The sequence below is a fragment of the Streptomyces sp. NBC_01689 genome, from assembly GCF_036250675.1.
Classification (GTDB): domain Bacteria; phylum Actinomycetota; class Actinomycetes; order Streptomycetales; family Streptomycetaceae; genus Streptomyces.
In genome coordinates this window covers 1,766,013-1,777,588 of sequence record NZ_CP109592.1, presented here as the reverse complement: position 1 = coordinate 1,777,588, position 11,576 = coordinate 1,766,013, and the positions used below count along the sequence as shown (strand labels likewise).

Sequence of the window (11,576 nt, the reverse complement as noted above, 5' to 3'; positions counted from 1 at the left end):
GGCCCCTCGGTTCCGGGGTGATTGCACGGGTACTACATGTGGACGGCGCGCACGGCGTCCGGGTCCTGCTCCTGGGTGCCACGTCGGTAGAGCAGGAAGGCGATCACCGCGCCCGCGGCGAAGAAGCCGGCCGACCACCAGAAGGCGGTGGTGTAGCTCTCGATCGTCGACTGCGCGCGGACCAGCTTGTCCGTCGCGTCCTTGCCGGCCAGGTAGCTGGTCGCGGCGCTCGCGGCGAGGGTGTTCAGCAGCGCGGTGCCGATCGAACCGCCCACCTGCTGCATCGTGTTGACGGTCGCGGAGGCGACGCCCGCGTCCTCGGCGGCGATCCCGCTGGTGGCCAGCGACATGGCGGGCGGCATCACGATGCCGAGGCCCGCGCCGATCAGGAGCAACTGCGGCAGCACGGCGGTGGAGAAGTCCGAGGCGACCCCGATGCCGGTCAGCCAGGCCATGCCGCCGACGGCGATCGCGAAGCCCGCCGGGATGACGATCTTCGGGCCGATGCGCGGCACCAGGACGGTGGTGGACACCTGGGCCATGACCATCAGGGTGGCCATCATCGGCAGGAAGGCGACACCGGTCTTCGTCGGGCTGAAGCCCAGGTTCAGCTGCAGGTAGTAGGTGAGGAAGAGGAAGACGCCGAACATGCCCGCACCGGTGATCAGCACGGTGACGAACGAGGCGGCGCGGTCGCGGTCGAGCAGGACGCGCATCGGCAGCAGCGGGTGCTCGGCGCGGGTCTGCCAGCCGGCGAAGGCGCTGAGCAGGATGCCGCCCGCGATCAGGAAGCCCCAGGTCAGCGGCGAACTCCAGTCGTGGGTCTCGGCGTTGGAGAATCCGTAGACCAGCGCGAAGAGACCGGAGGAGACCAGCAGGGTGCCCGGCAGGTCGAGCCGGGAGTTCGCGGCGTCCCGGTGGTTGCTCAGCAGGACCCAGCCGCCGGCGAAGGCGACGACCGCGAAGACGAGGTTGACGAACAGCGTCCAGCGCCAGTCGAGCGCGTCGGTCAGTACACCGCCGAGCAGCAGACCGACCGCGCCGCCCGCACCGGCGATCGCGCCGTAGACGCTGAAGGCCTTGGCGCGTTCCTTCGCGTCGGTGAAGGTCGTGTTCAGCAGCGAGAGCGCGGCGGGGGCGAGCAGCGCGCCGAAGACGCCCTGGAGGGCCCGTGCGGTGACCAGCATGCCGAAGCTGGTGGAGGCGCCGCCGAGGACCGAGGCGCCGGCGAATCCGGCGACGCCGATGAGGAAGGCGGGCTTGCGCCCGAAGAGGTCGGCGATGCGTCCGCCGAGCAGCAGCAGGGAGGCGAAGGCCAGCGAGTAGGCCGTGACGATCCACTGCCGGTTGCCGTCGGAGAAGCCGAGGTCGGCCTGCGCGGACGGCAGGGCGATGTTCACGATGGTCGCGTCGAGGACCACCATCAGCTGCGCGATGCCGATGATCGCGAGAATCCACCACCGCCGCGGCGACGGCGCGGACGCGGAGTCCACGGAGCCCTTGCGGGCACCTTCGGTCAGGGTCTGGGACATGGGAGAGCCGCTCCAGGGAGGTCGCTCGGGATGACAGGTCGTAAACGAAACTGTTTCGTACACATCGACAGTAGGACACCGCCTGCGAAACGGCAACGTTTCGCTAGGGGAGTCGAGTGAGGCGACCGTCACATCATGGGGCGCGGGGCGGGACTCCCGGAACCCCTCTATGCCTTGACTGGCATATAACCGAAGCGGCATATTGAACTCCGTGCCCGACCCCACTCCCTGGACCGCGCTCGCCGACCCGCACCGCCGCGCCATCGTCGCGCTGCTGCGGGAGCGCCCGCGCCCCGTCGGAGAGATCGTCGCGGCGTGCGGACTGAGCCAGCCGAGCACCTCGAAGCATCTGCGGGTGCTGCGGGACGCGGGTCTGGTCCGGGTCAGCCAGGACGCGCAGCGCCGCGTCTACGCGCTGGACCCGGCCCCGATCGCGGCGCTCGACGCCTGGCTCGCCCCGTACCGCTCGCTGTGGAACGACCGCCTCGACACTCTCGGCCGCCGCCTGGACGAGGCGGCGGGGGAGCCGTCGGACGCCCCCGAAGCCCCCACCGCGAAGGACTGAGTCACCATGTCGGCCGAACGCCCCGCCCTCACCGGCACCTACCTCACCCTCGACGACGGCCGCCCCGCCGTCCGCTTCAGCCGTACCTACGACCATCCGGTCGACCGCGTCTGGCAGTTCGTGACCGACCCGGAGGAGCTGGCGGGCTGGTTCCCCTCCCGCGCGGAGATCGAGCTGAGCCCGGGCGGGACCATCAGGTTCAGCGGCGACCCGAACATGCCCGACTCCACCGGCCGCGTCCTCGCCGTCGACCCGCCCCGCCACCTCTCCTTCGCCTGGGGCGGCGACGAACTCCACTTCGACCTCGAAGCCCTCGACGAGAAGCGCACCCATCTGACCCTCACCGACGTGCTCGCGGCCGAGGACACCGCCGCCCGCAACGGCGCGGGATGGGAGGTGTGCCTCGCCGGCCTCGACGCCAAGGCCCGCGGAGAGCACTCCCCGGGCCCGCACGCCGGCGGCGCGGCACCCTGGCGGGAGGTCTACGGCGCCTACCTGGCCGCCGGTGTCCCCTCCGGGGCTCCGGTGCCGGGGATCGACTGACCTCTCACGCCAACTGCCTGTGCACCAGCTCGTGCAGCCGTCCGCCGGTGTCCGCGAGCAGCCGCTCGGGCGGTCCCTGTTCGGCGACCCGGCCGCCCTCCATCACGATCACGCGGTCGGCGTCCATGACCGTGGACAGCCGGTGCGCGATCACGACCCGGGTGGCGTTGAGCGCGCGGGTGCTCTCGATGACCGTGCGCTGGGTCTCGTTGTCCAGGGCGCTGGTGGCCTCGTCGAAGAAGAGGATCCGGGGACGGCGGATCAGCGCCTGGGCGATCATCAGCCGCTGGCGCTGGCCGCCCGAGACCGCCCCGCTGCCGGAGACGATCGTGTGCAGGCCCATCGGCATCCGCCGGATGTCCTCGGCCAGCCCCGCCATCTCGGCCGCCGCCATGGCCTCCTCGGGGGTGTACGGCTCGGTGCCGCAGATGCAGTCGAGCACGGACCCGGTGAACGGCTCGGCGTGCTGCAGCACGACACCGCACTGACGGCGCACCGCCGACTGGTCGAGGGCCGCCAGGTCCTGCCCGTCGTACAGGACACTGCCCGAGACCGGTCTGTCGAAGCCGATCAGCAGCCTCAGCAGGGTGGACTTCCCGCAGCCGCTGGGGCCGACGATCGCCACGAACTCACCCGCCCGGACGTCGAACGACACGTCGTCCAGGACGAGTGGACCGTCGTCGGCGTACCGGAAGGAGAGCCCCCGGGCCTCGACGGCACCGGACAGCACGCCGGGGCGGGTGCTCGCGACCCGGACCTCCGGGGTGGCGTCGAGCACCGGCCTGATCTCCTCGAACATCGGCAGCGCGGCGGCCGCCGAGACGAAGGCGCCGGTCAGTTGGGTGACCGAGGTCAGCAGCATCGTCACCGAGGTGTTGAAGGTGAGGAAGTCCGCCGCCGACAGCGACCCGCTCGCCGGGCCGGCGAGCAGCATGAACATCAGCAGGGAACAGAGCGGCAGGTACACCGCTCCCAGCACCGTCGTGAGGTTCTTGATACGGCCGACCTTGCGCTGGAGTTCGCGGCTGCGCGCGAACTCGCCCGCCCAGGCCGCGTACGCGTAGTTCTCCGCCGCGGCGACCCGCAGTTTCGGCAGCCCGCGCAGGGTCTGGAAGGCCTGGTTGTTCAGCTTGTTGCCGAGCACGACGAGCCGGCGCTGCCACCGCACCTGCCACAGACCGAGGCCCAGGAACACCCCCGCGACGACCACGAGCATGGCGACCGCGGCCAGCGCCAGGGGCACGCTGTACCAGAGCAGCAGTCCCAGGTTCATCACCCCGACCGTGCCGGCCTGCGCGAGGGTGGGTCCGACACCGGCGAGCAGCCGGCGGATCGCGCTGATCCCCATGGCGGCGCTCGCCAGTTCACCGGTCGAGCGGGAGGTGAAGAACTTCGTCGGCAGCCGCAACAGCCGGTCCCACACGGCCGGTTGCAGCGTCGCCTCGATCCGTCCCTCCATCCGCAGCAGCGTGAGGTTCTGCAGCAGCATGAACGCCGCCGACACCACACTGGTGATCATGATCGCCAGGCAGACCTGCACGATGAGCCCGTGCTGGGCCTTCGGCACGTACTCACCGAGCACCTTGCCGGTGGCGATCGGCACCAGGGCGCCGATCGCCACGGTGACGAGACCGCTGACCGCGAGGTTGCGCAGATCGCCGCCCGTGCCTCGGAGACAGAACCGCGCGAGCCCGAGCGGACTCAGCCGGCGTTCGGGCAGCGGCCGGTAGAACATCACCCCCCGCGGCTCGAACTCGGCCGCGTTCGCCTTCTCGACCGGTGTCTCCCGCTCCGACGACGGATGTACGGCCACATAGCCGCCGCGCCGCCACAGCAGCGCGACCGGGCTGCCGGACACCGCGCGCCGGCCCACCAGCGGACCGATGTCGTCCCGCCACCAGGCCCCGTCCAGGCGCACCGTGCGACTGCGGACGCGCGAGGCCAGCGCGATCCGCTCCACCGGGTCGAGCCGGTCGCTCTCGGTGCCGCTCCGCGCGGGCTCGGCGAGGGTGATCCCCGAGACGCGGGCGACCAGTACGCAGGCCGCGTACGTGGCGTCCGTGTCGGCCGCCGTAGGGCGCTTGGACGACTTGCCGATGGACGCCAGCAGGGTCCGGTCGGCCTGGGCGCGGACGGCCTCACCCGCCTTGATGCCGGCGGCGGTCCGGTCCTCGTGACGGGCCTCCATCTGCTCGATCCAGCGGTCCAGGGTGGCCAGCAGCCGGAACTGCTGGTCGACCATGCCCTGCCAGACCCCCGGGTCCATCAGCAGGTCCGCCGCGGCCTCCGCCCCGTACAGCGAGCCGTACTGCACGCTTCCCGGTGGCACCTGCATCCAGAAGACGTCGTCGTCCGTGAGCGCGGCCGCGTTCTCCGTGGCGGTGGGGGCCTGGAAGAGGATGGACAGGCTGCGGCCGACGCCGAGCGCGAGCGCGTACTCCAGCGGGCTCGAAGTCGGCGGCACGTACTGGGGGTTGCCGTAACCGTCGTAGGACCAGGTCTCGGTGGGCACCGGCTGGTACAGCTCCCGCAGCACGATCCGGCGCACCGCGCAGTCCCGCAACGGGCGTCCTACCAGCGTGTGCTGGGGGCCCGCGACCGGGCCGAGCAGCAGCGACCCCGCTTCGAGACGGCCGAGATGGTGCCAGTGGCCCTGCTGCGCCGCGTCCACGGCGAACAGGTCCAGGGCGCCCGCGGCGACCAGCCACAGCACCTGCGGACCCTCCAGGTCGAGGCGGTTGAGTCCGGCGCAGTCGACCGGCGTCCCCATCGTGCCGAGCGCGCCGAGGACGACGTCGCCCTCGTGAACCGTCGTCATCTCATCGCTCCCTGACCAGCTCGGCGTACGGACCGCCGGCCGCCACCAGGGCGTCGTGCCGCCCGCGTTCCACGATCGTGCCGTGCTGGAGCACGACGATCTCGTCGCTGTCGCGCACCGTGCTGAGCCGGTGCGCGATCACCACACAGGCGCAACCGCGCTTGCGCAGGTTGTCGATGACGGTCTGCTCCGTCTCGGCGTCCAGCGCGCTGGTCACCTCGTCGAGGACCAGGATGCTCGGCCTGCGCACCAACGCCCTGGCGATCTCCAGCCGTTGACGCTGGCCGCCGGAGAAGTTGCGGCCGTCCTGCTCGACCCGGCTGTGGATGCCGCCGGGACGGCGCACCACGATGTCGTACAGGGCCGCGTCCTGCAGAGCGGTGACGACGGCCTCGTCCGGGATGGACGGATCCCAGAGCGCCACGTTGTCGCGGACCGTGCCCTCGAAGAGGAAGACGTCCTGGTCGACGAAGGAGACGGAGGCCGCGAGCGCGCCGCGCGGAATGTCCTCCAGCCGCTGCCCGTCGATGCGGATCGTGCCCTCCCAAGGGGTGTACAGGCCGGAGATCAGCCGGGAGACCGTGGACTTGCCGCTGCCCGAGCCGCCCACCAGCGCCACCTGCCGGCCCGGTCCCACGGTCAGCGAGAAACCGGTGAGCAGCGGCTTGTCGAGCGGGCTGTAGCCGAACGTGATGTTCTCCAGCTCGACATGACCGTGCAGTCTGCGGGTGGAGTCGCCGGTGCCGGAGCGCGCGTACAGCGGGTCGGCCCGGAAGCTCTCGACGTCCTTGAGACGCGCCACGTCGGCGGCGAAGTCCTGGATGCGGCCCGCGACGCCGTTGAGCCGGGTGAGCGGGGCGGTGAAACGGGTGACGAGGGCCTGGAAGGCCACGAGCAGACCGACCGAGATGTGCCCCTCCATCGCCCGCAGGCCGCCGATCCACAGGATCAGCGCGCTGTTGAGCGTGGCGAGCGTCGGCGCGACCACGCCCAGCCAGGCGCTCGGCACACCGAGGCGCTGCTGCTCCTCCAGCGTCGTGGCGTGCTGCCCGGCCCACTTGCGGAAGTAGCCGTCCTCACCACCGGTCGCCTTCATGGTCTCGATCAACTGCAGCCCCGTGTACGCCGTGTTGGTGAGCCGGGCGCTGTCGGCGCGGAGTTTCGCCGTACGGGTCGCGCGCAGCCGGATCACCACCCGCATCGCGACCACGTTGAGCAGTGCCACACCGATACCGACCGCGGTGAGCTGCGGGTCGTAGGTGTAGAGGAGCACGGCGTAGAGCACCACGACCACCGCGTCCACGCCCGCCGCCGCGAGGTCGCGGGCCAGGGTCTCGGCCACCGCGTCGTTCGACTGCAGCCGCTGCACCAGGTCGGCCGGGCTGCGCTGGGAGAAGAAGGTGACCGGGAGCCGCAGCAGATGACGCAGGAAGCGGGCGCTGCTCAGCGTCGAGGAGACGATCCGGCCGTGCAGCAGGTTCGCCTGCTGGAGCCAGGTCAGCAGCACGGTCAGCACGACACACGCGCCCATCGACGCGAAGAGCACGCCGAGCAGCGAGGTCTGACCGCCGATCAGATACGTGTCGATGTACGTCCTGCTGAGCGCGGGCACCGCCGCGCCGACCGCGACCAGGAGCAGACTGGCCAGCACCGCCGCGGGCATCGTGCCCGACGTCCCGCGCAGCCGGGCCGGCATGGCGCCCAGGACCCCGGGTCTGCGGCCGCCCGCGCGGAAGTCGGGACCCGGCTCCATGACCAGTACCACGCCGGTGAAGCTCGTGTCGAAGTCCTCCATGGGCACGAAACGGCGGCCCTTGCCCGGGTCGTTGATGTACACCCCGCGCCGTCCGAGACGGCGGCCCATGCCGTCGTAGACGACATAGTGGTTGAACTCCCAGAACAGGATCGCGGGCGCCTGCACGTCGGCGAGCGCGGCCGTGTCCATCTGCATGCCCTTGGCCGTGAGGCCGTAACTGCGCGCCGCCTTCAAGAGGTTGCTGGCGCGCGAGCCGTCCCGGGAGACACCGCAGGCGATCCGGAGCTCTTCCAGGGGGATGTACCGGCCGTGGTGGCCGAGCACCATGGCGAGGGAGGCCGCGCCGCACTCCACGGCCTCCATCTGGAGCACCGTCGGCGTGCGGACGGTCCTTCGGCTGCTCCTGGGGACGGTGCGTTTCGGCGCCGCGGCGCGACGTCTGCCCCGGGTGTCCTGCGTGGTGGTCACGGCAGCAGCCAATCGACGGGACGCTGATCGGCCAGGCGGATCGAGCCCGTGGCCAGGGTCATCGAGGTCAGCGGGTAGGGAGGCCCGTCCGCCGAGGACCACGTGAGACCGCTCCTGGTACGGGACGAACGGTCGAGGGAGACCAGGACGGCCACCGGCCTGCCCTTCTTGGTGAACTGCTCGCCGAGCTGGCTGTCGCCGAGGTAGGAGGTGATCTGCTGCCGGGTCTGCACGCTCCGGCCGACCGCCTTCACCCGGCCGCGCAGCACTCCGTACTGCTGGGTCGGCACCGACTGGACGGTGAGGTCGACGGCGGCGTCCGCGGGGATCGTGGAGGCGCTCTCGGCGGGCACGTACACCGTCGCGTAGAGCGGGTCGCCCGCGTGCGCGACCTTCTCCACGGCGGCGACGTCCGCGCCGGTGGAGATGATGGCCCCGATGGTGGCGGCGAGGGCGGTGACGCGGCCCGCGGCGACGGTACGGACGACGGACGTCCCGCCCTGTGCGGTACGGACCTTCAGCACCGGGGCGTCGGCGGCGAGCCGTTCACCCTCCTTGGCGAGGACCGCGGTGACCTGCCCCGCGACGGGACTCTGCAGGACGTAACTGCCCTGCGCGTGCGTGAGGACGGCGGGGGCGCCGACCGTCGAGGCCACGGTGCCCGTCACGGCCCAGACCGACGCGGCCGCCATCACGGCCACCGTGACGGACAGGACGAGCCAGCCCTGGGGGCGCGCGAACCGCACCGGCAGGTCGAGCTCTTCGGCCGACTGCAGCTTGGCGAGGGCCTGTTGGCGGAACTGCACGGGACTTCCCTCACCTGTCAAGGAGACCTACGGCATCCGAGAGCCCCGGAACCGGGGAGTGGTTCCGGGACTCAGCGGGATGGGACGCGATCAGAGACCGGCGACCAGACCGGTGACCGGAGCGGTGTTCAGGCCGGTCACACCCTCGACGGTGCCGACGGCCGTACCCACGAGGCCGGACACCGGGGCAACGCCGTCGACCAGGCCGGTGACGGTGCCGACGGCGTTCAGCGACAGGCCGCCGGAGACGTTGTCGAGGTCCGCGTCCGAGATCTCGGCGGTGGCAACCTGGGGGGTGGAGTTCATGGGGGAACTTCCCTTCGTATGGATATTCATAAGGGGGGAGCGGCCCCCTCTGGGGACAGATGACGGCCGCCACCGCGGGGGTGCGGACTCCGGTTCGAGGAGCCGTGCGGCTCCCGTCTCCGGAAGCTTGCCGCGACCTCCGCGGTGCACGGATCAAAGCACGGCCGCGGTCCGCGTATCCAATCAACCAGGGCTCCCACCTGGGAACTTGAGCACGACTTCGGCTCAACCGTGCAGGGTCGCGCACGCCTTTACGGCGACTTCTTCACATGCTGCACGGCATTGTTTCGGCGTCACCCTTGCCGCTCGGCGCACCGAGGGGGGTTCCCGTCCCGAGGGTGCGCGAGGGGCGCGCGACTGTGCAGATCCGTCCCGCGCCGTGACGCGCCTGCGCATGCGATGTGCAGATTCGCTGAAGCAAGGATTCCGGTGCCGTTCGTGGACGGAGCGTCACCGGAACACCGCGGACCGTGGCGCTCAGCCCAGCAGGGCGTACACCGCGGCGGCGTGGGCCACGAGATCCCGGGAGACGCCGGCCGTCATCGTGATGTCGGCGAAGGCCATGCGCCGGCCGAGCTTGGTCAGGACCGCCTCGACCCGTACGTCCGCGTCCGTGACCGCGCGCTGGAAGCTGGTCGACAGCTGGACCGTCGTCATCGGGACGAAGCCGCCGCGCGCCGCCGAGACGGCGATCACGGTCGCCGTGTCCGCGGCGGCCATCAGGGCCTGTCCGGACATCGAACCGCCCTCGCGCGCGAGACGGGTGGACCAGGGCAGCCGCAGGACCGCGCGGTCCTCACCCGACTCCGTGACGGACAGGCCCAGTTCCCGCACCCAGGGCGCGAAGCGGGTGGAGAGGATCTCGTCGGCTTCCGCGAGGCTCAGTGTCATACGGGGCATCGTTCCCCGGTCGGCCGGAGAAGAGGCGCGGTCACCTCGCAATCCATGCTTTTCTCCGGGCCGACTCCTCCGTTTCTCAGAGGGAGTTGAACACGTCCCGCGGCTCACACGTATCAACAGGCATCCGGGCGCCCCCCAGTGTCAGCCGCCGGACGGTGGCATCGACGCCGTCCCCAGGAGGTCAAGAGTTGAGTCACAAAAGGATTCCCAAGCGCAAGGCCGCCATCGCGGCGGGAAGTGTCGCGGCGCTCGGAGCCGCGGCGCTGCTGCTGCCCAACGCCAACGCCTCGCAGACGGACGGGAAGGACGCCGCTCCCAAGACGCTGAGGGCCGCCGACGCCTCGGACCTCGCCTCACTCCTCGCCACCCAGCTCGGTGAAGCCTACGGGGGTGCCTACTACGACGCCGCCAAGAAGCAGGTCGTCGTCAACGTCGTCGGCGGCGACGGCAAGGCGGCCGACGCGGTCGAGAAGGCCGGCGCCGTTCCCCGCAGCGTCGACAACAGCCTGGCCGCCCTCAAGTCCGCCGCCCGGACGCTGCGGACGGACGCGACCATCCCCGGCACCGCCTGGTCGGTCGACCCCAGGACCAACCAGCTCCGGGTCACGGCCGACAGCACGGTCACGGGTGCGAACTGGAACAAGCTGACGTCGACCGTCGACTCGCTGGGTTCCGGCATGGCCACCGTGAAGAAGTCCGCGGGCACCTTCAAGACGTTCGTGGACGGCGGCGACGCCATCTTCGGCGGTGGAGCCCGCTGTTCGCTGGGATTCAACGTCACCGCGAGCGACGGCAGCCCCGCCTTCCTGACCGCCGGACACTGCGGGGTCGCGGCCAAGGAGTGGTCGGACACGCAGAACGGCGCGCCGATCGCCACCGTCGACCAGGCCACCTTCCCCGGTGACGGCGACTTCTCGCTCGTCAAGTACGACGACCCCAACACCCAGGCCGCCAGTGTGGTCGACGTGGGCAACGGCCAGACCGTCGCCATCAACCAGGCCGCCGACGCCGCCGTGGGCCAGCAGGTCTTCCGGATGGGCAGCACCACCGGTCTCAACGACGGCAACGTCACCGGACTCGACGCCACGGTGAACTATCCCGAGGGCACGGTCACCGGACTCATCCAGACCGACGTGTGCGCCGAGCCCGGCGACAGCGGCGGTTCGCTCTTCACCCAGGACGGCAGTGCGATAGGCCTGACCTCGGGCGGCAGCGGCGACTGCACGGTCGGCGGTGAGACCTTCTTCCAGCCGGTGACGACCGCGCTCACGGCGACCGGCGCGACGCTCGGGACGGGGGCAGGCGCGGGTGCCGGCGACGCGGGCGCCACGGCCGGTGCCGAGCCCAGCGACCCCGCGGAGAGCGACCCGGCCGCCGGCGACCAGTCGGGGGCGGCCGACCAGTCCGGCACCGGTGACCAGTCGGGGACGGGCGACCACTCCGGGGCCGGCGGTGACCGGTCGGGGACGGGCGACCAGTCCGGCACCGGCGTGGACGACGGCTCCGGAATGGTGAGCTCGAACGGGTGACACCACCGGCGCAGAGCCACTGACCCGGCCACGGATCGCCGTCCCGGCCGGAGGTGGGAGGTCCGGCCCTCCGGCGGGAGGGCCGGACCGCACCGCGTTCGGGAGCGGCGCGGGCCGGTGTGCGCGAGGCGCCGCCGGGCCGGGGCGCCGGGTGAAGCCGGGCCGGCCCGACGGGTGACGCCGGATCGGTCCCCCCGGGTGACGCCAGCGTTCGCGCTTTCGCGTGCCTCGTGGCGCGGGAGCCGTTCCCGTCGTGACGGACCGGTCCGCCGTGCTCCGTGCGACGCCGCGTGGCGCGGCCGTTCGCGTCGCGCGGGAGCCGCCCGGTGCGCGCCGCGTGCCATGCCGGGCCC

9 protein-coding genes are annotated in these 11,576 nt (G+C 71.6%); 3 read left to right on the top strand and 6 right to left on the bottom strand.

The features are described 5' to 3' along the window. Positions 1 to 32 precede the first annotated feature (32 nt). On the bottom strand, positions 33 to 1,532 hold the full coding sequence (locus OG776_RS07605; protein ID WP_148011313.1) for an MFS transporter: 1,500 nt from the start codon (positions 1,530 to 1,532) through the stop codon (positions 33 to 35). 211 nt (positions 1,533 to 1,743) lie between these two features. Here OG776_RS07605 and OG776_RS07600 point away from each other — a divergent pair, with 211 nt between their 5' ends. Together OG776_RS07600 and OG776_RS07595 are read left to right on the top strand one after the other, a co-directional pair. Beyond that, on the top strand, positions 1,744 to 2,097 hold the full coding sequence (locus OG776_RS07600; RefSeq protein WP_148011314.1) for an ArsR/SmtB family transcription factor: 354 nt from the start codon (positions 1,744 to 1,746) through the stop codon (positions 2,095 to 2,097). Positions 2,098 to 2,103: 6 nt separating this feature from the next. Beyond that, positions 2,104 to 2,640, top strand: coding sequence for an SRPBCC family protein (locus tag OG776_RS07595; protein ID WP_148011315.1), 537 nt, complete (start codon positions 2,104 to 2,106; stop codon positions 2,638 to 2,640). A 4-nt stretch (positions 2,641 to 2,644) separates the two neighbouring features. Here OG776_RS07595 and OG776_RS07590 read toward each other — a convergent pair whose 3' ends face one another. The 5 genes from OG776_RS07590 to OG776_RS07570 all read right to left on the bottom strand — a co-directional run bounded on the left by OG776_RS07590 (position 2,645) and on the right by OG776_RS07570 (position 9,685). Continuing rightward, positions 2,645 to 5,458 (bottom strand): NHLP bacteriocin export ABC transporter permease/ATPase subunit, encoded by a 2,814-nt coding sequence (locus OG776_RS07590; protein WP_148011316.1) that lies wholly within the window; start codon positions 5,456 to 5,458, stop codon positions 2,645 to 2,647. Between the two features lies 1 nt (position 5,459). Further along, entirely contained in the window at positions 5,460 to 7,682 is a 2,223-nt protein-coding gene (locus tag OG776_RS07585; RefSeq protein WP_148011317.1) for an NHLP family bacteriocin export ABC transporter peptidase/permease/ATPase subunit, read from the bottom strand. Next, positions 7,679 to 8,488: an HlyD family efflux transporter periplasmic adaptor subunit gene (locus tag OG776_RS07580; protein WP_148011318.1), complete on the bottom strand. Its 810-nt coding sequence runs from the start codon at positions 8,486 to 8,488 to the stop codon at positions 7,679 to 7,681. Before OG776_RS07580 ends, OG776_RS07585 begins: the two co-directional genes overlap by 4 nt. Before the next feature lie 90 nt (positions 8,489 to 8,578). Continuing rightward, complete coding sequence (locus OG776_RS07575; RefSeq protein ID WP_148011319.1) at positions 8,579 to 8,794, bottom strand: type A2 lantipeptide; 216 nt, start codon at positions 8,792 to 8,794, stop codon at positions 8,579 to 8,581. 477 nt (positions 8,795 to 9,271) lie between these two features. Next, a complete protein-coding gene (locus tag OG776_RS07570) occupies positions 9,272 to 9,685 on the bottom strand; it encodes a PaaI family thioesterase (protein WP_148011320.1) in 414 nt (137 codons plus the stop codon). 197 nt (positions 9,686 to 9,882) lie between these two features. On the opposite strand from OG776_RS07570, the gene OG776_RS07565 reads away from it, so the two are divergent. Next, positions 9,883 to 11,223, top strand: coding sequence for a S1 family peptidase (locus OG776_RS07565; RefSeq protein ID WP_187285763.1), 1,341 nt, complete (start codon positions 9,883 to 9,885; stop codon positions 11,221 to 11,223). Positions 11,224 to 11,576 lie beyond the last annotated feature (353 nt).

Bases quoted from the DNA above. Each gene is read 5' to 3' on its own strand.
- OG776_RS07605 (WP_148011313.1), bottom strand. From the start codon at position 1,532: ATGTCCCAGACCCTGACCGAAGGTGCCCGCAAGGGCTCCGTGGACTCC.
- OG776_RS07595 (WP_148011315.1), top strand. From the start codon at position 2,104: ATGTCGGCCGAACGCCCCGCCCTCACCGGCACCTACCTCACCCTCGAC.
- OG776_RS07590 (WP_148011316.1), bottom strand. From the start codon at position 5,458: ATGACGACGGTTCACGAGGGCGACGTCGTCCTCGGCGCGCTCGGCACG.
- OG776_RS07575 (WP_148011319.1), bottom strand. From the start codon at position 8,794: ATGAACTCCACCCCCCAGGTTGCCACCGCCGAGATCTCGGACGCGGAC.
- OG776_RS07570 (WP_148011320.1), bottom strand. From the start codon at position 9,685: ATGACACTGAGCCTCGCGGAAGCCGACGAGATCCTCTCCACCCGCTTC.